The sequence below is a fragment of the Rhodococcus sp. ACPA1 genome (assembly GCF_002300195.1).
GTDB classification, from domain to species: Bacteria; Actinomycetota; Actinomycetes; order Mycobacteriales; family Mycobacteriaceae; genus Rhodococcus_F; species Rhodococcus_F opacus.
In genome coordinates, this window is sequence record NZ_NSDX01000004.1 from 278,938 (window position 1) to 298,083 (window position 19,146).

Annotated in this window: 24 protein-coding genes and 1 tRNA gene; 12 read left to right on the forward strand and 13 right to left on the reverse strand. The window is 68.4% G+C overall.

Annotation, left to right across the window (positions count from 1 at the left end):
- Positions 1-51: 51 nt before the first annotated feature.
- The 5 genes from CJ177_RS19120 (at position 52) to CJ177_RS19140 (ending at position 4,055) form a co-directional block, all read left to right on the forward strand.
- The gene (locus tag CJ177_RS19120; RefSeq protein WP_095868367.1) at positions 52-867 is read left to right on the forward strand and encodes a class I SAM-dependent methyltransferase; all 816 of its coding nucleotides are present in this window, start codon (positions 52-54) and stop codon (positions 865-867) included.
- Between the two features lie 136 nt (positions 868-1,003).
- Positions 1,004-2,077 carry an aromatic ring-hydroxylating dioxygenase subunit alpha gene (locus CJ177_RS19125; RefSeq protein ID WP_095868368.1) on the forward strand — a complete coding sequence of 358 codons (1,074 nt, stop codon included), beginning with the start codon at positions 1,004-1,006 and terminating at the stop codon, positions 2,075-2,077.
- An 18-nt stretch (positions 2,078-2,095) separates the two neighbouring features.
- Positions 2,096-2,311 (forward strand): hypothetical protein, encoded by a 216-nt coding sequence (locus CJ177_RS19130; protein ID WP_061041118.1) that lies wholly within the window; start codon positions 2,096-2,098, stop codon positions 2,309-2,311.
- A gap of 16 nt (positions 2,312-2,327) precedes the next feature.
- Complete coding sequence (locus CJ177_RS19135) at positions 2,328-3,287, forward strand: PDR/VanB family oxidoreductase (protein WP_095868369.1); 960 nt, start codon at positions 2,328-2,330, stop codon at positions 3,285-3,287.
- A gap of 15 nt (positions 3,288-3,302) precedes the next feature.
- The gene (locus CJ177_RS19140; RefSeq protein ID WP_005248741.1) at positions 3,303-4,055 is read left to right on the forward strand and encodes an IclR family transcriptional regulator; all 753 of its coding nucleotides are present in this window, start codon (positions 3,303-3,305) and stop codon (positions 4,053-4,055) included.
- Here CJ177_RS19140 and CJ177_RS19145 read toward each other — a convergent pair.
- Positions 4,021-4,518, reverse strand: a complete 498-nt coding sequence (locus CJ177_RS19145; protein WP_005248742.1) for an Rrf2 family transcriptional regulator — start codon at positions 4,516-4,518, stop codon at positions 4,021-4,023. The two genes, CJ177_RS19140 and CJ177_RS19145, sit on opposite strands and share 35 nt — an antisense overlap.
- A gap of 37 nt (positions 4,519-4,555) precedes the next feature.
- Positions 4,556-4,972: a VOC family protein gene (locus tag CJ177_RS19150; protein WP_005248743.1), complete on the reverse strand. Its 417-nt coding sequence runs from the start codon at positions 4,970-4,972 to the stop codon at positions 4,556-4,558.
- 165 nt (positions 4,973-5,137) lie between these two features.
- Between CJ177_RS19150 and CJ177_RS19155 the strand changes: the two genes are divergently transcribed.
- Positions 5,138-6,106 (forward strand): sterol desaturase family protein, encoded by a 969-nt coding sequence (locus tag CJ177_RS19155; RefSeq protein ID WP_061041116.1) that lies wholly within the window; start codon positions 5,138-5,140, stop codon positions 6,104-6,106.
- Here the strand turns inward: CJ177_RS19155 and CJ177_RS19160 are convergent.
- The 6 genes from CJ177_RS19160 to CJ177_RS19185 form a co-directional block, all read right to left on the reverse strand.
- Positions 6,038-6,721, reverse strand: coding sequence for a YceI family protein (locus tag CJ177_RS19160; RefSeq protein ID WP_005248745.1), 684 nt, complete (start codon positions 6,719-6,721; stop codon positions 6,038-6,040). The two genes, CJ177_RS19155 and CJ177_RS19160, sit on opposite strands and share 69 nt — an antisense overlap.
- Before the next feature lie 69 nt (positions 6,722-6,790).
- Positions 6,791-7,585: an SDR family NAD(P)-dependent oxidoreductase gene (locus tag CJ177_RS19165; RefSeq protein WP_061041115.1), complete on the reverse strand. Its 795-nt coding sequence runs from the start codon at positions 7,583-7,585 to the stop codon at positions 6,791-6,793.
- A gap of 94 nt (positions 7,586-7,679) precedes the next feature.
- A tRNA-Ser gene (locus CJ177_RS19170) sits at positions 7,680-7,770 on the reverse strand.
- Between the two features lie 55 nt (positions 7,771-7,825).
- A complete protein-coding gene (locus tag CJ177_RS19175) occupies positions 7,826-8,017 on the reverse strand; it encodes a CsbD family protein (RefSeq protein WP_005561211.1) in 192 nt (63 codons plus the stop codon).
- 138 nt (positions 8,018-8,155) lie between these two features.
- Positions 8,156-8,614, reverse strand: coding sequence for a nucleoside deaminase (locus CJ177_RS19180; RefSeq protein ID WP_005561213.1), 459 nt, complete (start codon positions 8,612-8,614; stop codon positions 8,156-8,158).
- Positions 8,615-8,625: 11 nt separating this feature from the next.
- Positions 8,626-9,165: a tRNA adenosine deaminase-associated protein gene (locus CJ177_RS19185; RefSeq protein WP_005248749.1), complete on the reverse strand. Its 540-nt coding sequence runs from the start codon at positions 9,163-9,165 to the stop codon at positions 8,626-8,628.
- A 49-nt stretch (positions 9,166-9,214) separates the two neighbouring features.
- Here CJ177_RS19185 and CJ177_RS19190 point away from each other — a divergent pair, with 49 nt between their 5' ends.
- Positions 9,215-10,183, forward strand: a complete 969-nt coding sequence (locus CJ177_RS19190; RefSeq protein ID WP_095868370.1) for a prephenate dehydrogenase — start codon at positions 9,215-9,217, stop codon at positions 10,181-10,183.
- Positions 10,184-10,232: 49 nt separating this feature from the next.
- Here the strand turns inward: CJ177_RS19190 and CJ177_RS19195 are convergent, their stop codons facing one another.
- From CJ177_RS19195 to CJ177_RS19205, 3 genes are read right to left on the reverse strand one after another with little or no spacing between them, the layout of a single operon-like run.
- A complete protein-coding gene (locus CJ177_RS19195; RefSeq protein WP_005248751.1) occupies positions 10,233-10,820 on the reverse strand; it encodes a putative glycolipid-binding domain-containing protein in 588 nt (195 codons plus the stop codon).
- On the reverse strand, positions 10,817-11,914 hold the full coding sequence (locus CJ177_RS19200) for a hypothetical protein (RefSeq protein ID WP_025431679.1): 1,098 nt from the start codon (positions 11,912-11,914) through the stop codon (positions 10,817-10,819). The genes CJ177_RS19195 and CJ177_RS19200 overlap by 4 nt, the downstream gene beginning before the upstream one ends.
- Positions 11,915-11,955: 41 nt before the next feature.
- The gene (locus CJ177_RS19205) at positions 11,956-13,536 is read right to left on the reverse strand and encodes a sodium:proton antiporter (protein ID WP_025431678.1); all 1,581 of its coding nucleotides are present in this window, start codon (positions 13,534-13,536) and stop codon (positions 11,956-11,958) included.
- A gap of 210 nt (positions 13,537-13,746) precedes the next feature.
- Here CJ177_RS19205 and CJ177_RS19210 point away from each other — a divergent pair, with 210 nt between their 5' ends.
- The 5 genes from CJ177_RS19210 to CJ177_RS19230 all read left to right on the forward strand — a co-directional run bounded on the left by CJ177_RS19210 (position 13,747) and on the right by CJ177_RS19230 (position 16,909).
- Positions 13,747-14,892: a DNA cytosine methyltransferase gene (locus CJ177_RS19210; RefSeq protein WP_061699966.1), complete on the forward strand. Its 1,146-nt coding sequence runs from the start codon at positions 13,747-13,749 to the stop codon at positions 14,890-14,892.
- A gap of 14 nt (positions 14,893-14,906) precedes the next feature.
- Positions 14,907-15,311 (forward strand): very short patch repair endonuclease, encoded by a 405-nt coding sequence (locus CJ177_RS19215; RefSeq protein ID WP_095868371.1) that lies wholly within the window; start codon positions 14,907-14,909, stop codon positions 15,309-15,311.
- A 125-nt stretch (positions 15,312-15,436) separates the two neighbouring features.
- Positions 15,437-15,706, forward strand: a complete 270-nt coding sequence (locus CJ177_RS19220) for a hypothetical protein (protein WP_005248756.1) — start codon at positions 15,437-15,439, stop codon at positions 15,704-15,706.
- Positions 15,707-15,767: 61 nt separating this feature from the next.
- Entirely contained in the window at positions 15,768-16,424 is a 657-nt protein-coding gene (locus CJ177_RS19225; protein ID WP_095868372.1) for a bifunctional 2-polyprenyl-6-hydroxyphenol methylase/3-demethylubiquinol 3-O-methyltransferase UbiG, read from the forward strand.
- A 53-nt stretch (positions 16,425-16,477) separates the two neighbouring features.
- A complete protein-coding gene (locus tag CJ177_RS19230; RefSeq protein WP_095868806.1) occupies positions 16,478-16,909 on the forward strand; it encodes a nitroreductase family deazaflavin-dependent oxidoreductase in 432 nt (143 codons plus the stop codon).
- A gap of 17 nt (positions 16,910-16,926) precedes the next feature.
- On the opposite strand, the gene CJ177_RS19235 is transcribed toward CJ177_RS19230, so the two are convergent.
- Positions 16,927-17,730: an NAD(P)H-binding protein gene (locus CJ177_RS19235; protein ID WP_061041111.1), complete on the reverse strand. Its 804-nt coding sequence runs from the start codon at positions 17,728-17,730 to the stop codon at positions 16,927-16,929.
- A gap of 76 nt (positions 17,731-17,806) precedes the next feature.
- Positions 17,807-19,120 carry a serine hydrolase gene (locus tag CJ177_RS19240; RefSeq protein WP_005248760.1) on the reverse strand — a complete coding sequence of 438 codons (1,314 nt, stop codon included), beginning with the start codon at positions 19,118-19,120 and terminating at the stop codon, positions 17,807-17,809.
- Positions 19,121-19,146 lie beyond the last annotated feature (26 nt).

Below are 19,146 nucleotides of genomic sequence, written 5' to 3' on the forward strand. Positions count from 1 at the left end.
ACAGTCCGCGCAGCACTGTGTCGGGAGTCACCGCGGAGTTACGGTGGATTCATGTCCGATCCGACGGCGCCGCTGTCGTTCCGGGCGGACGAGATCGACCGCGCCGCCCTGAACCAACTCGCCGCCGTCCTCGACCTGCAGGCGGCGCGCCCGGGAATCCGGCGACTGCGCGAGTGGTCGCTTGCCGCCCTGCAGGTGCAGCCGGGTGAGAGCGCCCTCGACATCGGCTCGGGTACGGGATCGGAGACGCGGGCGCTCGCCGCCGCGGTCACCGCGTCGGGTCGTGCGATCGGACTCGATCCCAATCCCGGCATGGCCCTCCTCGCACGGGAGCGGACCGAGGAGGAGGGCTCGACCGCGCAGTTCGTGATCGGTGACGCCTACTCGCTGCCGTTCCCCGACGACCGCCTCGACGTCGTGCGGTGCGAGCGGGTGTTCCAGCACCTGAGCGAGCCGGACCGCGCGGCGGCAGAAGTGGCCCGTGTTCTGCGACCCGGCGGGCGCGGCGTCATCGTCGACAGCGACTGGGGAACGGCGATCATGCACCCCGGAGATCCCGAGATCCTGCAACGGATCATGGACGTGATGCTGTCGCACACCGCGAACCCGCACTCCGGACGGCTGCTCCCGGGGCAGCTCACCGCAGCCGGGCTCGTCGTCGAGGACGTCGGCACAGAGGCGTTGATCCAGGATCCGGGCGATGTGACCGGCCCCCTGGTCCAGATGATGACGGCCGCCGCGATCGCCGAGGGGGCGATCACCGACGCGCAGAGCGCCAAGCTGCTGGACCAACTGAACGCCGCCGCCCGCAGCGGCGACTTCCACATGTCGGTGACGATGTTCGCCTATCTCGTTCACAAGCCCTGACGAAACCCTTCCGACATTCGGAAACCGAGTGTGGTGGATCACCTCCGGTGCCGCACAGTGGTGGAGACGACGCTGACGCCTCACCGAGTCCGGCGTCACGAATAACGCAGCAGCCCAGCATATTCCGGAGGCACTCATGTCCACGATCGCCCGCAACCAGTGGTACGTCGCAGCCTACGGCCGTGAGGTCGGCCGCGAACTGTTCTCGCGCACCATCTGCGAGGAGCCGATCCTGTTCTGGCGGACCGAGGCAGGCGAGGCCGTCGCGATGAGCGACCGGTGCGTGCACCGCCGGTACCCGCTGTCCGAGGCGCCGAGCCGGCTCGACGGCGACAAGGTGGTCTGCGGCTATCACGGTTTCACCTACGGCAGCGACGGCGGCTGCGTGTTCGTGCCCGGCCAGGCGCGCGTTCCCCGCACCGCCCGGCTGCGCTCGTACCAGGTGGTCGAGCAGGACTCGTTCGTGTGGGTCTGGATCGCCGACCCGCAGAACCCCGAGCAGGGCGATCCCACCCGCATCCCCCGCGCACCGTGGATGGACTCCCCCGACTACACCGTGGTCAGCGGCATGGAACCGATCGACTGCAACTACGGCCTGCTCGTCGACAATCTGATGGATCTGTCGCACGAGACGTACCTGCACGGCGGCTACATCGGCACCCCCGAGGTGGCGGAAACCCCGATCACCACGGAGATCGACGAGGACCGGAACGTCATCTACGTGTCCCGGCACATGGACGACGCGGAGTGCCCGCCGTTCTACTCCAAGTCCACCGGCATCGAGGGACGCATCACCCGCTGGCAGGACATCGAGTACACGCCGCCGTGCCTGTACCTGCTGCACAGCCGCATCGCCCCGATCGGCGCACCGCTGCCCGGCGACGACGGCTCCGACCCGCATGCGTTCCACAGCGAGATCGTGTACGCGATCACTCCGTCGACGGAGAATTCCACCCTCGACTTCTGGGCCGTGGCCCGCGACTTCGCGGTCGGCGACGACGACGTCACGACGTTCCTGGCGGAGAACAACCGGACCGTCGTGATGCAGGACGTCGTAGCGCTGAACATTCTGCAGAAGGCGCTCGACACGGAGAAGGACGGCTACCAGGAGCTGTCGATCAACATCGACGCCGGCGGCCTCGGCGCACGCCGGATCCTGAAGAAGCTGGTCGACGCGCCGCAGGCCGTGCCCGCCGCAGCGGTGGGCTGAGCCGTGGAACCGACCAGGATGCTCCGCGGCGCCAACGTGATGCGCATCGTCTGGCTTCCGGGCTCGGACCTGCTCGAGGGCGAGTGCCACTGCGGCGCGCGCCACGTCGCGGAAGAACCCGCCACCCTCTGGGAGTGGTTGCTCGCCCACCCGGAGGGACACCACCCCGTCGATCCGCCGGTGCCCGCCACGCCGCTGCCCGCGGCGCCGGAATCTGCTCCCGTTCCCGTCTGATCCCGGAGAGACCGCCATGCCTACCTCACCCGAACCCGTGCTCGAGCTGGAGCTGACCACCAGGACCACCGGCGCCGACGGCGTCGTCGTCCTGGAGTTCCGCGACCCTTCCGGAGCCGACCTGCCCGCGTGGACGCCGGGTGCGCACATCGATCTGGTGCTGACGCCGGAGCTCACCCGCCAGTACTCGCTGTGCGGCGACCCGGCCGACACCGGGACGTGGCGCGTCGCCGTGCTGCGGGAGGCGATGGGGCGCGGCGGTTCGCAGTTCGTGCACGACAAGCTGAGCGAGGGCGACCGCGTCACGGTCCGGGGACCGCGGAACCATTTCGAGCTCGCGCCGTCACCGCGGTACGTGTTCGTCGCGGGCGGCATCGGGATCACACCGATCCTCACCATGGCGCACGCTGCGGAGAACGCCGGCGCCGACTGGACCCTCGTCTACGGTGGGCGCAGCCGCAGTTCGATGGCGTTCGCCGACGCACTCGCCGAGCGGTTCGGCGACCGGGTGGTGGTGCACCCCGAGGACGAGCACGGCCTCATCGACCTACCGGGGCTGCTCGGCGACGTCCGGGACAACACCCTCGTGTACTGCTGCGGGCCGGCGCCGCTGCTCGACGCCGTCACCGGTCACTGCGACAGCTGGCCGTCCGGCGCGCTGCACATCGAGCGCTTCGCGGCCAAGGATCTCGAGGAGCCGGTCCGCGCCGAGGGGTTCGAGGTGGAGCTGACACTGAGCGGCAAGACCGTCACGGTGGCACCCGAGCAGTCGATCCTGCAGGCCGTCACCGCCGCCGGCGTCCAGGTGCTGTCGTCCTGCGAGGAAGGGACCTGCGGAACCTGCGAGACAGCAGTGCTCGGCGGTACTGTCGATCACCGGGATTCCCTGCTCACAGCGGACGAGCAGGCCGAGGGCGACACCATGATGATCTGTGTCTCGCGTGCGAGCTGTCCACGCCTGACGCTGGAACTGTGAGACGGAGAACGAGCAATGGCGATCACCGGATCGGTGACCATTCGCTCGTTGCGGCTCCTCGAGCTCTTCACCCCTGCGTCGCCGCGGCTGACCCTCAGCGATCTGTCGCGCAAGTCGGGGTATCCGCTGAGCACCGTGCACCGGCTGACCAGCGACCTCATCGAATGGGGCGCCCTCGAACGTGACAGCAGCGGTCGCTTCACGGTCGGGCTCAAGCTGTGGGAGATCGCGTCGCTCGCACCGCGCGGCACGATGCTGCGCGAACTCGCGATGCCGGTGATGGAGGACCTGTCACAGATCACGCGGGAGAACGTCCAGCTCGGCATCGCCGAGGGCACCGAGGTCGTGTTCGTCGAACGCATCGCCGGACAGAAGGCCGTGCCCGTCCAGACCCGCGTCGGCGGCAGGTTCCCTCTGACGGCGTCCGGCATCGGCCTGGCCCTGCTCGCGTACATGCCCGCGGACGTGCAGGACCAGGTGCTGAGCGGGCCGATCGAGAAGTTCACCGACCGGACCGTCACCGACCCCGTCGTCCTGCGGCGGACGCTCGCCGAGATCCGCCGATCCGAGGTCGCGATCAGTGATCGTCAGGTGACCATGGACGCCGTCTCCGTCGCGGCACCGATCTTCGAGCGTCCCGGAACGGCGGTCGCGGCCGTGTCGCTCGTGGTCTCGGCGGAGAATGCGTCGCTGAACGCGCTGGTCCCGCTGGTGCGTGCGGCCGGCCGGACGATCAGCCGCGCGCTGCGCCCTCGTCAGCCGTCGTAGCCGGCCGGGTGCGACGCTCCCAGGCCCCCGGATCGGACGTCAGCGTGGTGAGGAAGCCCGGCAGCTGCTCGTTCGCCACGTCCGCCAGGCTCACGTTCTCGAGCACGGCCCGCAGGTTCACCCGCACCGCGATCCACACGTCCTGCAGTTTGGCGGCCGGCCCGCAGTAGTCGACGTCCTCGGGTCGCTCACCCCGCACCGACGCCAGCGGACCCTCGACGGTCCGGATGACGTCGGCGATCGTGATGTCCTCGGCGGGACGGGCCAGCCAGTAGCCGCCGTCGGGTCCGCGTCGGCTGTTGACCAGTCCCCCGCGCCGAAGGTCGGCGAGGACGGCCTCGAGGAACTTGTGCGGAATGGTCTGCGACTGTGCCAGGAACTCGGCCTTGGACGGGGACGGCCCGGCAGCGGCCAGTTCGATCAGCGTCCGCACGGCGTAGTCCACCTTTGCGGTGATGTGCACACCGAATTCCTACCATCCGAGTATGAAAACGGGCAACTCACGCTTCGCCGCGCGAACCCAGAATGTCCAGGTAATGCGGGTTGTACATGACGCCGAGGATGTTGCCGAACGGGTCCACGACGGACGCGGTGACGAATCCCGACTCGCGTTCGGTGCGTGGCTCGTGCTCTGTCGCGCCCATCGACAGCAGCTTCTCGACGGCGGCGGTCACGTCGTCGACGTGCCAGAACACCACCGCGCCGGACGGGCCGTCCGCGGCGCCGTGCGGGGCGTATCGACGGTCGATGATGCCGAGCTCGTGCTGGTAGTCCCCGATCCGGTATTCGATGTACGCAGGGTTCTCGGAGTCGGGGCGTTCGAAGTAGGGGGTGATGCCGAGCAGGGCGCTGTACCACTCGCGGGCCGCCGGGATGTCGTCGGCAAAGAGGCTGACGGTGGTGAGTCCTCGCAACATGAGGAGTCCTTTCGGCTGATCCGGTTCTTGCTGACGAGATCCATTCTTCGCCGCAAAGTGCGCACCCGATGAGCACTTTGTTTCACTCTTCGAATCGAGGCGGATAGTGATGCGTGTCACTCCGAGGTACATTGAACTGGACGATCGTCTTGTGGAGGAAGCAGCATGTGGGAGACCGTGACGTCGGCGTGGAATTCGGCGCTGCTGACGCCCCTGCACGAGCCGGTGACGCTGGCCATCCCGGCGTTCGTGCTGTTTCTCGCCATCGAATGGTTCGCGGCCCGGCACCTCGAGGACGCGACGTTCGACCCCGACGGACGGTCCCGCCCGGTGCGGGGAGGTTACGAGCGCCGCGACGCGCGGGCGAGCGTGTCGATGGGCGCCGTGTCCATCCTGACGACCACGTTCTGGAAGCTGCTGGCCCTGATCGGGTACTCCGCCATCTGGGTGTACCTCGCGCCGTGGCACCTACCCGCGGACGCCTGGTACACGTGGGTAATCCTCATCGTCGGCGTCGATGCACTGTTCTACGCGTATCACCGGATGGCACACCGCATCCGCCTCATCTGGGCCACCCACCAGGCGCACCATTCGAGTGAGTACTTCAACTTCTCCACCGCGCTCCGCCAGAAGTGGAACAACAGCGCCGAGATCCTGATGTGGATTCCGTTGCCGCTGATCGGCATTCCGCCGTGGATGGTGTTCATCGGATTTTCCGTGAACCTCGTCTACCAGTTCTTCGTCCACACCGAGCGCATCGGCACGCTGCCCCGGCCCATCGAGTTCGTGTTCAACACTCCCTCTCATCACCGCGTCCACCACGGCTGCGACCCCGAATACCTCGACCGCAACTACGCCGGCATCCTCATCGTGTGGGACCGGATGTTCGGCACGTTCCAGCCCGAAACCCACCGCCCCACCTACGGACTCACCACACCGGTGGGCACCTACAACATCTGGAAACTGCAGACCCGCGAATACGCCGCCATCGTCCGGGACTGGCGCCGGGCGTCGTCGTGGCGCGACAAGCTCGGCTACGTGTTCGGGCCGCCCGGCTGGGCGCCGTCAGGAACGCGCGAAGCTGACCAGGAAGTCGACCGTGCCGTTGCCGTCCACGGTCACGAAGCCCAGTGACGGCGGCGTCACCCCGAAGTCCGTCCAGGTGACCGGGATGCTGCCCGAGGCGATGAGGTCGTCGCCGGAACGCAGCACGTCGATGTCGACGGACACCGGCCGCGACTGCCCCTTGAGGGTCAGCGTTCCCTGGGCCGTGACCGTTCCCACGGAACCGTCCGCAGGCAGCCCCGACAGGTCGACCGGGGAATCGACCGTGAACGTGGCGGTCGGGAACGTGCCGGTGTCCATCACGTTGCCGCGGAACTGGTTGTCGCGGCGGGACTGATCGGTCGCGATGGTCGCCACCTGCACGGTCACCTCGCCCGCGGTGAGTTTCTCGCCCTCGACGGTCGCGTTGCCGGTCACGTCGCCGGTCGACCCGACCACCGTGACGCTCGCGCCGTTGAGGATCTCGTGGACGGTGTACCCCGACGCCGTCTGGTTGGAGCCCTGACCCGGCGTGACGGTCCACTGCCCGTCGACCGATCCGGTGGCCGCCTCCGCGCCCTCGGTCGACACCGAGGCCGCCGGTGCGTCGTCCTCCGCGATGAATTGGCCGTAGAACCACGGTCCCACCAGCACCGCGATCACGACGATGACAACTGCGCCGACCAACCACCACAGCTTTTTCATGAGATCAGGCTAGTTGCAGCTTCAATGGATGTCACTCGGTACGACCTGCGAGAGTGCTGTGAACGACGGTCACGGGACGATGGAATCGATGTAGCCGCCGTCGACCCGCACCGCCGCGCCGGTGGTCGCCGACGCCTGCGCCGAACTGAGGTAGACGACCATGTTCGCGATCTCCTCCGGCTCGATGAGCCGCTGCAGCAACGACTGCGGCCGGTACTTCTTCATGAACTCGCGCTGCGCCTCGTCCCACGGCAGGTCCGTGTCGACCAGGCTGTAGACGAAATCCTCCACACCGCCCGTGTGGGTGGGGCCGGCGAGAACCGAATTGACCGTGACACCCGTCCCCGCCACCTCCTTCGCGAAGCCGCGCGAGACCGCCAGCAGTGCCGTCTTCGACATCCCGTAATGGATCATCTCGGCGGGAATGACGATCGCCGAGTCACTGGCGATGTCGAGGACCCGGCCCCACGACCGTTCGACCATGCCGGGTAGGACCAGACGTGTCAGCCGGATCGCGGACAGCACGTTCACCTCGAAGTAGCGGCGCCACTCGTCGTCGTCGATCTCCAGGGCAGGCTGTGAGCCGAAGATCCCCAGATTGTTGACGAGGATGTCGACGCTCGGAACGATCTCCAGGACTCGGCGCGCACCCTCGTCCGTCGTGACGTCGGCGGCCGCCGGAACGAATTCGCCGTCCGGGACCTCGGCCCGCAGTCGTTCGATCGCCGCACCCACGGACTTCTCGGTGCGGCCGTTGATCGCCACCCGTGCGCCGGAGCGGCCGAGACCCGCTGCGATCGCGGCGCCGATGCCCTGCGTCGATCCGGTGACCAGCGCCGTCCTGCCCGTCGAGTCGATGCGCATGTCGCCTGCCCCTTCCCTCCAGGACACGCTAACGAACATCCCCGGCCCGGATACACAAAAAAACTCCCCACCTGCGAGTGCAGGTGGGGAGTTTTGGCGGTGGCGGAGGGATTTGAACCCTCGGACGGGGGTTACCCGTCACACGCTTTCGAGGCGTGCTCCTTAGGCCGCTCGGACACGCCACCGCCGGTGACTTTACCGGATGTGGCGCCCGAGCCCGAAATCGCCAGGTGAAACCGTTTAAGTCAGCTTGTCCTTGACGTTCTTGGCGGCGTCCTTGACCTTCTCGCCGGCATCCTTCACCGCCGAGGACGCCTGGTCGGCCTTGCCCTCGTCGCGCAGGTCCGGATCGCCCGTGGCTTTGCCGGTGGCTTCCTTCGCCTGGCCCTTGAGGTCTTCCGCCTTGTTCGAAGCTTTGTCTGCGATTCCCACGAGATACCTCCGTGAATCCGATTTCGAACCCGGGGACGGGTCCGGCGGCGCCTCGTCGGCGCCTGTCTCCAGAGAAGCACGGGTCATGCGGACCCGGCCACAGTGTGTCGAGTACCCCACGAAAGAGTTTGAAACCGGTCAGCGCCGTTCACGGAAGAAGTCTTCGAGAATGCCGGCGCATTCGTCCTCGAGAACACCGCCCCTGACCTGCGGGCGGTGGGTGAGGCGGCGGTCGCGGACCACATCCCACAGTGAGCCGACGGCACCGGTCTTCGGCTCCCACGCCCCGAACACCACCCGGGAGATCCGGGCCAGCACGAGCGCGCCCGCGCACATCGTGCACGGCTCCAGCGTCACCGCGAGCGTCGCCCCCTCGAGGCGCCACCCGTCGCCGTACACCCGCGCGGCGGCACGCAACGCGATGATCTCCGCGTGGGCCGTCGGATCCGACATCGCCTCCCGCGAGTTCACGGCCCGCGACACCTCGACACCGTCGGCGTCGAACACCACCGCACCCACGGGCACGTCGGCGTCGGTGGCGGCACGGGCCGCCTCGATCGCCGCGCGGATCATCCGCTCGTCGTCCTGAAGAGTCACGGCGCGTGAAACTACCGGGGAAGCTTGTCGAGAACCCCGGCCAGCTCCGTGGTGAATCCGAGCCGCTGCGCGATCATCCCGAGCTGCTCGTCGGGATACAGGTCCGTCTCGGACGTGATGACAGCCAGAACGGGTTCGGGCAGACCGAGGTCGGCGAGCAGCGACAGGTCGCCTTCCTCCCACGGCTCGATGTCGTCGAGTTCGTCCGGGTCGATGTCCGGGACCTCGATGTTGAGCGCCTCGAGGACGTCGGCGGCGATGTCGTAGTCGATGGCCGCGGTGGCGTCGGACAGCAGCAGACGCGTTCCCGACGGCGCAGGCCGGAGCACGACGAAGAATTCGTCGTCCACGTCCAGCAGACCGAAGAACGCGCCCGCGCTACGGAGGGCCCGAAGCTCCTCCTCCGCGACGCTGAGACTGGTCAGAGCAGCCGAAGTGAGGGCCTTGACCTTCCACCGGCCGTCCTCGTGTACTACCGCGACACCGAAGCCCTCCAGATCCTCTGCCCGATCCGAGGAGGCGCTGTTGTTTTCCGCGCGCTGTGCACCCATGAGCGCAACGGTAGCCCGCGGGGTGCCGGTAAATGAAGTCCGCACTCGAATGTGCCAACCTGTTCGGGTGTCTGATACCCCTTCCGCACCTCCGGTGTGCGTGCTCGGCCTGGGCTTGATCGGCGGTTCACTGCTGCGTGCGGCGGTCCGGGCGGGCCGCGAGGCGTGGGGTCACAACCGATCCGCGCCGTCCGTCGACGCCGCCCGGTCGGACGGTTTCGACGCCGACACCGATCTGGTCGCGGTGCTCCAGCGTGCGTCGGCCGAGTCGGCGCTGATCGTGATCGCGGTCCCCGTGCCCGCCGTCGCCGCCACCCTCACCGCGATCGCCCTGTACGCACCGAACTGCTCGATCACCGACGTCGTCAGCGTCAAGGCGGAGGTCGCGGCGACGGCAGCCCGTCAGGGACTGTCCGACCGCTACGTGGGCGGACACCCGATGGCGGGAACGTCGGCGTCCGGGTGGAGCGTCGGCAGCGCCGACCTGTTCCGGGAAGCCGTGTGGGTGGTCGGCACCGACGACGGCGTCGACCCCGCCATCTGGACGCAGGTCGCGCAACTCGCGTTGGACTGCGGTTCCGTCGTCGTGCCCGCCGAGTCCGCCGAACACGACCGGGCGGTCGCGCGCATCTCGCACCTGCCGCACCTACTGGCCGAGACCCTCGCGATCACCGGTGCCCGCGGCGGACCGCTGGCGCTGGGCCTGGCGGCCGGCTCGTTCCGCGACGGCACCCGCGTGGCCGGCAGCGCGCCCGGACTCGTCCGGGCCATGTGCGAGGGCAACCGGGACGCCCTGCTGATCGCCCTGGACGAGGCGCTGGTGCTGCTGCAGGACGCGCGGACCGAACTGGCGGACCTGTCGTCGGCGGCGACACTCGTCGAGGCCGGTCACACCGCTCGCCTCACGTACGACAACCAGGAGACGTGGGAGATCACCGGCATCGTTCCCGGCCGCGAAGGCTGGATCGACGACATGCGTGATGCGGGTCGGCGGGGAGGGCGGCTCCGCCGCCTGTGAGTGCTCGACGAGTCCAGAGACTCGTTAACCGCGCACGGGTGCGGAGCGCCTAGATCCGTTCGGCCAGGCCCGGGTAGTCGATGATGAACCCGTCGCGGTCGACGGTCACCGAGGAACTCGACACCGGCGACAGCACGTGGATGCCGTCCGGACCGCTGCTGTAGGTGAGGATCGCGCCCTCGACCCGCAGGTCCAGGAGGTTCACGTAGACGACGGGGACCTCGACGTCCTCGGATCCGAGATGCAGTCCGTACCGCCGGATGGGCAGGGCGTTGAAGAACGGGCTGAGCACCATGTCGACGTCGAGAGCGCCGTCGAACGTGGACCGCTGGTGGTTGGCGCCGTGCTCCACCATCCACGTGCCCTCTTCGTCCCGGCTGATCGACATCTGCCGTTCACCGGCCGCGACGGACGTCCGCAGCGACAGCCGGCGGGTGACGCCGCTTTCGTCGGTGACGAGGTCGTAGGACGCGCTGAACGCCGGATGCTCGGGGCACTCGCCGCCGATGATCCGGCCTGCTGCCTTGATGCGGTCGCCGTTGAGCTGGACGCGCACCGATTCCATTCGGGGTGCGTTGTCCGCCCGCCACGTCAGTACTGCGGGCCAGGTCGAGGCACCGGAGGCTTGGATGCTCACCTGTCTACGGTAAGCGACGACGGCTCCCGCGGTGGCAACGGGCCGAGTTTCGTTGCAGCAGAGTTGTCGAGACTCAGTGCCCGGGCTCGTTCCGTGACCGCGATACGCGACGAGAAGACGACGAGGGCGCCGAGTCCGACCGCCACGTTCAACAGCGCCCCGAACTCCTGGGCGACGAAGTCGAACACCTCGGTGAGCAGCACCGTGACCAGGGCCGCGGCCCGCAGGAACTGCAACGGCCACAGCTTCCCGTTCCGCAGTCGCACGATGCCCGACCAGCACAGGACGAACGCGATCGCGGACCCGGTGAGCTGGCCGACCGTCGTGATGTCCGTTCCCTCGTCACCGCGGAGGTCGTCGTCGAGCGTGATCACGGCGCTGAGCAGTCCCAGGGTGGAGAACAGGGTGAGGAGCACGGCCGCAGTCCAGAGCATGCCGGGCCCCTTGGCGAAGGCGGGGGTCGCGCGCCGGGCCAGCTCCCGCGCCGTGGGCACGGTCCGGCCGTTCCGGTCCGGGCAGTGGGTGAGCAGATCCCGGACCGACGTCAGCGTCGCCTCGTCCGCGCCGGCGGCGGCCGCCCGGCGCAGCTGCGCCAGCGCCTGCTCCCGGCGTACGCGGTCCAGCCCGCGATCCAGGCCGCCCAGCGCGATGGCGGCGGCGTTGGCGACGTCCTCCGTCGGGGTCGGCGGCCGGACGTCGTGCAGCGACCGGTTGACCAGCAGCAACACGACGATCACCACGTACATGATCGCGACGGACGGCCGGTAGAAGTAGTCGTTGGACTTGGTGACGAACTTGCCGATCTCGTCGAGGAACAACCCGAACCCGATGCCGCCGATCACGACGCCCAGGACGCGCGGTTTCATCCCCAGGAACGAGAACACGGTCACCAGCGCCACGACCATGCCGAGTCCGCCCCACAGGACGTGCGCGATGTGCAGCGAGGAACCCCCGACCTGCGGATAACCGGTGAGGTGAAGGTAGGCGCGGGTGAGCAGGATCGTGACGATCCCGATGATGACGAACGCTTCGACGAGGCCGCTGCCCTGGGCGTCGCGCAGGAGGTGCGGCCGGTTCCGGAAACCCGAGATCATGACGCCTCCCTGTGTTCCCACCTACAGGAAGTCTAGGACTCTCAGTGGTGGAAAGTCTGCGTGTTGCTCGCGGTGGAGAGGCGGTCGAGGCGCTCGAGGACGCGGTCGACGACGTGCGGGTCCTGACCCTTTTCGTTGCGGGCCCGCAGCACTTCGCCCTGCGCCGCTACCAGTGCCCGGTGTTGCAGCGACCGCAGTTCGTCACGGCGAGTCTTGAGTTGTTGGATGCGCTGCCAGTACTCCGGCGAGTGGGTGCCCGGAGCGGAGTCCTCTTCCAGGCGGTCGTAGAGGGCCTTGAGCCGGGCCACCGATTCGGGCGGCAGCGTGGTGGGCGCGGACGTCACGACCTCGAGCGCGGCGTGCCGGGCTCGCTCGACCAGTGCCCGCTCCTCGGCGTCCTCCGCGTCGGCGACGCCGGCGACACCGAGTGCCTTCACCAGCCACGGCAGGGTGAATCCCGGAATGACCATGCTCATCACCAGCACGACCGCCGCGATGACGACGGCTTCGGAACGCCACGGGAAGTCGGCGACCGGGAGGCTCAGCGCCAACGCCAGGGTGACGAGGCCGCGCATCCCGCACCACGTCATGACCAGGGCTTCGGCGGGGGTGCGGGGTGCGGAAGAGGCGTTGTCCTCGTACCCGCGGATGTACAGATACGTGACGCCCATCCAGAGGGCGCGGACCACCACCAGCACCACTCCGATGACGACGCCGTGCAGCACCATCGTCCACAGGTCGCTGCCCGCGTCGTCGACGATCTGCCGGAACTCCAGACCCATCAACCCGAACGCGATGCCGGTGACCAGCAGTTCGGCGACGTGCCAGAACGAGGCACTCGCCAGGCGGTCCTCGGCGTCCACCTCGGAGTCGGCGGCGCTCATCTGCACCGCGGCCACCACCACGGCGATGACCCCGGACGCGTGGATCTCCTCGGCCAGCAGGTACACGACGAACGGGATGACCAGGGTCAGTCCGCTGCGGCCGGGGACGTCCACGATCCGCACGACCAGCCACGAACCCACCCAGCCGGACGCGAGCCCGATCAGCACCGCCGCGACCGCGGTGTACAGGAAGTGCAGCACCTCGAAACCGAAGTGCAGGTCTTCACCGGCGATCGTCGCGGCGAGCGCCGCCTGGAACGCGACCAGCGCGGCGGCGTCGTTGAACAGACCTTCCGTCTGCAGGACGCCGACGAGCCGGCGCGGAATCCCGACCGGTTCGGCGACGGCCTCGACCGCCACCGGGTCGGGTGGGGCCGTCATCGCGCCGATCGCGATGGCCGCCGCCAGGGTGATGCCGGGCACGAGCGCCCAGGCCGTCCACGCGACCGCGGCTGTCGTGACGATGACCAGGCCGACGGAGTGGACGACGATGGTCTTCCAGCGGTCGACGAACATCGCCCACGACGTCCGGCGGGCGAGCGCCCACAGCAGCGGCGGCAGGAACAGCGGCAGGATCAGTTCGGGTTCGAGTTCGACGTGCGGGATGCCGGGGACGAACGCGGCACCGGCGGTGACGATCGTGAGCAGTACCGGCCAGGGTGCGTGGAATCGGTCACCGAGGCCGACGATCAGGACTGTGACGAGCATGAGCCCGATCACCACGATCAGCTGATCCACGCTGGGGACGCCTCCTCGGCTCAATTCTTCTACCCGGTCGTTTGCCCGCGAAGCAGCCTGCCATATGTGGCTTCGCCACCCGTGAGTACTTATTAACCGCCCGCCGTTGACAAGTACTCACGGGTCGTTGGTCAAAGCGGGCACAGATCTCGAGTAACGTTCTCGGGTGACTGGTTCGTGAGGAAGGGTGCCGTGACGTCAACCGGGAGCATGGTGGGCCTGTTCGCCGGTATCGGCGGGCTCGAGTTGGGTCTGAGAGAGCACGGCTGGAACACCGAACTGCTCTGTGAGATCGACCCGGGCGCCCAGGCGGTTCTGCGTACCCGATTCACGGACGTCCCTGTGCATTCCGACGTCACCAAGCTGCGTTCCCTCCCCCAGGACATCGAACTCGTCGCCGCCGGATTCCCTTGCCAGGACCTCTCGCAGGCCGGCCGGACCGCCGGTATCACGGGTTCGCGTTCCGGCCTCGTCGACGAGGTGTTCCGGTTGGTGAAGCGGAAGAAGGGTCCGCGCTGGCTCCTGATCGAGAACGTGCCGTTCATGCTGCAGCTGGGTCGCGGGGCGGCTATGAGGCATATCACGGACGCCCTCGAGGACCTCGGCTACACGTGGGCATACCGGGTGGTCGATGCGCGCGCGTTCGGACTCCCCCAGCGCCGTCAGCGGGTCCTGATGCTCGCCTCGCGCACCGAGGACCCCCGCGCGGTGCTGTTCGGTGAGGACGCCGGGGAACGCCCCGTCGACGACCACGCCGACTTCCCGTGCGGTTTCTATTGGACCGAGGGCACCCGCGGTCTCGGCTGGGCGGTCAACGCGGTCCCCACGCTGAAGGGCGGTTCGTCCGTCGGTATCGCGAGCCCACCCGCCGTGCGACTGCCGTCGGGCGAGATCGTGACCCCCGGACTCGTGGACGCCGAACGCCTGCAGGGCTTCGACCCCGACTGGACGGCGCCCGCCGCGTTGGTCCCCGGGCTTCGGAACAGTCATCGGTGGAAGCTCGTCGGCAACGCGGTGAGTGTGCGGATGGCGTCGTGGGTCGGTCGGCGTCTGCTCGAGCCGGCAGACTACGAGCGGGGCATCGAGACGCCGATGAAGCCCGGCGACGCGTGGCCGGTGGCGGCGTGGGGCAGCAATCGTCAGGCGTTCCGCGTGCACACCTCGACGTGGCCGGTGCAGGAGCCGTACGAGGATCTCAGCGGATTCCTGGACGACACCCGGCTGCTGTCGGCGCGCGCGACCGCCGGCTTCCTGAAGCGGGCGCGGATGGGAAATCTGCGTTTCGTTCCCGGGTTCATCGACGACGTCGAGAGCCACCTCGACCGCATGGGCGGCTTCCCCGAGGCCGCCGCGTAGCGGACGGACCCTCGATGCCCGCCACCGATCCCGCAACCAGCGCCCGGATGCGGGCGCAGCGGCGTCGCGACACCGCACCCGAACTCGCACTGCGCCGGGAACTGCACCGGCGCGGGGTCCGGTACTACGTGGACCGGGCGCCGGTGAAGGGCGTCCGGCGGCGCGCCGACCTGGTGTTTCCGCGACGGAAGGTGGCCGTGTACGTGGACGGGTGCTTCTGGCACAGCTGCCCTCAGCACGCCACGTTCCCGAAGAACAACGCGCAATGGTGGGCCGAGAAACTCGCCGGGAACGTCACCCGCGATCGTGACACCGACGCGAGGCTGACCCACGCCGGGTGGACGGTGGTGCGGATCTGGGAACACGAGAATCCGGTGGTCGCCGCGGACAGGGTCCAGGAAGCTCTGGACGACGCGTGACCCCCACTTCGCCGGCGGTGGCAGGTCGAGGTGTTGAATTTTCCACCCCTAGGGGTATGGTCGCCCGCCACGGATCGGTGCAGGATGGTGTCATCAGCAACCATTCGGACCACCTTCGGAGGAGCATGATGATCCGCCGAATCGTCGCGGCGGCCTCCATTGCGTTTGCAGCAGCGGCCGTCCCACTCGTCGGTCCGGTGCCGTTTGCCGTGGCTGCACCAGGCGACACCTACATCAGCAATCCCCCAGCCAACCCGACGGACCAGAGTTTCTGCGACGACCAGGCCGCCCTCGCCAACAACCTCTCCGCGAAGGGCGATTTTGCGCGTGCCGACGGGGTCGTGTCGGCCGCGAACATGAGCGGTTGCCGCATCTACACGTTCCCCAGCCCGTAGTCGGTTGCCGTTCCGGCAACGGGATTCCCGGTTCTACGGGCCCCGCGGCCACAGTGGGAGCATGACCCACGAGCAGCCACCGGACATGACCGATTTCTTCAGCCAGGAGTTCTGGGACGACCGCTATCGCTCGACCACCGCGGTGTGGAGCGGCAATCCCAACCCGCATCTCGTCGAGCAGGTCGGGGACGTGTCACCGGGCAATGCCCTGGACGTGGGCAGCGGCGAGGGCGCCGACGCGATCTGGCTGGCGGCCCGCGGGTGGAACGTCACCGGAGTGGACGTGTCGACGGTGGCGTTGGAACGCGCCGCCGAACGGGCCGCCGCAGCCGGTGCCGACATCGCGGACCGGACGACGTGGGAGCAGGCGGACATCCTGTCGTGGGAGCCGCCGGCCCGCCGATTCGACCTGGTGTCGGCACATTTCATGCATCTGCCGGGATCTGCCCGCGAGGCCCTGCACCGTCGCCTGGCCGGAGCGGTCCGCCCCGGCGGGCGGCTTCTCGTCGTCGGGCATCACCCGTCCGATCTGGAGACGTCCGTCGGGCGGCCCAATGTTCCCGACATGCTGTTCACACCGGAACAGGTCGCTGCCGTACTGGACGCCGCAGAGTGGGAGATCCTGGTGTCGGCGGCGCCCTCGCACGAGGCGCGCGACCCCGAGGGCCGGCCCGTCACCATTCACGACACCGTTCTGCACGCGGTTCGCCGGGCCTGACGACGGTCTACTGTGTGGGCACGATCTGTTCCGAGTGCCGAGACGAGGACGCCGTGGCCGACTTGTTCGTGAAAGCCCTTCAGCTGCATCAGTTCGTCTACGAACGCAGCGGCGGATGGGTGGGGCATCGGTTGCTGTTCGGGATGCCGACCCTGCTGCTGCACAGTGTCGGCCGCAAGTCGGGGCAGCCGCGCACGTCCGCGTTGACGTACGGCCGCGACGGCGCACGCTTTCTGGTCGTCGCGTCGAAGGGTGGTGCGCCCACGTCGCCCGCGTGGATGCACAACGTGCTGGCCGCGCCGACCTGCGAGATCCAGGTGGGCCGCGACCACATCACCGTGGCGGCGCGGAAGGTTCTGCCGGGCGACCCGGATTACGAGCGGATGTGGGCGACGATGAACGCGATCAACCACGGCCGGTACAGCGACTATCAGAAGAAGACGGACCGGCCGATCCCCGTCATCGCGCTCACCCCGACCCGCTGACTCGGCCGGGTACGACCTCAGCGGAACTCGTCGACGTGCGCCGACGCCCACTGCGCGAAGGTGGTCGCGGGGCGTCCGGTGAGTTGCTCGACGAGTCGGTTCGCCTGCTGGGGAGCGTCGACCAGGCCCGCCATCCCCTCCAGGTACCAGCGTGCGTATTCCCCCATCGCCGGCGTCAGGACGTCGACGGCCTCGTCCAGCGACACCTGCCGGTACTCGATGTTCCGGCCGAGGGCGGCGCCGAGTTCTCGGACGAGGTCGGCGCGGGTGATCGTCTCGGGACCGGTGAGTTCGTACGACGCGCCGACGTGCCCGTCCTCGAGGAGAGCGACGGCCGCGACCTCGGCGATGTCGTTCATGGCGATCGGCGCGTTCGCCGCCGTCGGGTACGGCTCACGCACGGTGTCTCCCGCGGCGATCTGCAGTGCCAGGATTCCCGCGTTCTCCATGAACTCGCCGGGCCACAGGTGCGTCCACTCGATGCCGGACGCTTCGACGGCCCGTGCGACGTCACCCCAGTGGCCGTCGTGGGGGCCGGACAGGTCGACGACGTGCCGGACTCCCGCCTGCTTCGCCAGGGCGAGCGCGTCCGGGGCGGTGTCGGGAGTCGGTGCGAGGTACAGGGAATCGACGCCCTCGAACGCCGCGGGCAGGCTTGCGAGTCTGCGGAGGTATCCCTCGACGACGGTGACCGAGTCCGGAAGTTGCGCCTTGTCAGGATGATTCGTGAGGGCCCGGACGTCCGTCGCACCCCGCGCGAGCAGGTGGTCGACGAGCATTCTGCCGATGTTCCCGGTTGCCCCCGTCACGAGAATCGTCATGCCCTGCACGCTACCGGCGCGGGCGGGCATGTGAGTGGCAAAGTGTGCTCGCGCACGCCTTGCCACTCACATGGGGTCAGCTGGTCGGCGGGGCGGACGTCGAGGACGTTGCCGGGGTCTCCGAGGGCGTCGGCGTGGCCGGGGACGACGCGTCCGGATTCTGCACTCCGGCGCTGAGCTTGTAGACGTGTTCCGGCGAGATGATCTCCGTGACGGCACCCGCCAGCGCCGTGCTGGGTTCGCTGCCCTGATAGGGGACGTCGGTGTTGATCATGATCGCGAGCGTGGTTTCCTGCTCGGGCAGGTAGACGCACACCGTCTGGTACCCGGGGAGGCTGCCGTTGTGCCCGATCCAGCCGGCGACGTCGAAGATGCCCAGGCCGTAGCCCACGTCCGATGCCAGACCCGGTGCGTTCACCGTCTCGAGCCGTTGCGCCTGTGTGGCCGGCTGCAGCAGTGTGCCGGTGGCCAGCGCAGGGGCCCAGATGTGCAGGTCGTCGAGGGTCGAGATCATCGCGCCCGCCGCCCATCCCCAGGACGGATTCCAGTTGGTGGCCACGGCTTCCTTGTCGTCCAAGGTCTGCTCGGTGTAGCCCTGCGCGTGCGGTTCGGGGAACGCGTTGGTGGTCGGGAAGCTCGTGCCCGCCATCTTCAGCGGCTGGACGATCTTCTGCGTCACGTACTCCGGGAGCGGCAGTCCGCTGACCTTTTCGATGACAAGTCCCAGCAGGGTCGTGTTCGTGTTGGAGTACTCGAACCCCTGGCCGGGCGGGAACGTCGCGGGTTGCGCGAACGCGTAACCCAGGAGTTGTTGCGGGGTGAACGCGGCCTGCGGGTCGCTGAGCAACGCCTTCTGGAAGTCCTCGTTGGCCGAGTAGTTGGCCAGCCCGCTCTGCATCCGGGCGAGCTGACGCAGCGTGATCTGATCACCCAGCGGCACGCCCTCCACGTACTTCGAGATCGGGTCGTCGAGCGCTACCTTGTCTTCGTCGACCAGTTGCAGCACACCGGTGACCGTGAACGTCTTTGTCACACTGCCGATTCGGTGGTAGAAATCGGTCTCCATCGGCGCGCCCGTCGTCTTGTCGGCGACACCGAACGCCTTCACGTAGTTGCCGTCGGGGCCCCACACGCCCACTATCGCGCCGGGAATCGCCGCCATCGACATCGTCTTCTCGATCGCCTCGTCGAGTCGGTCCGCGACACCGGGGTCGATCTGCGCGTCCGCCCCGGCGTTGGGTGATCCCGTCTGCGTCGTCGTGGAGGTGGCGGAGGTGTCCGTGGAGGACGAGTCCTCGGAGCACGCCGCAGGCACTACCAGCAGCAATGCCGCTGCGGCCGCCGCGAGGCCTCGTCGCCGATTCGTCCTGGTCACGACCTGAGCTGTCATCGTGCGTCCCGTCGTCGAGGTGCCCC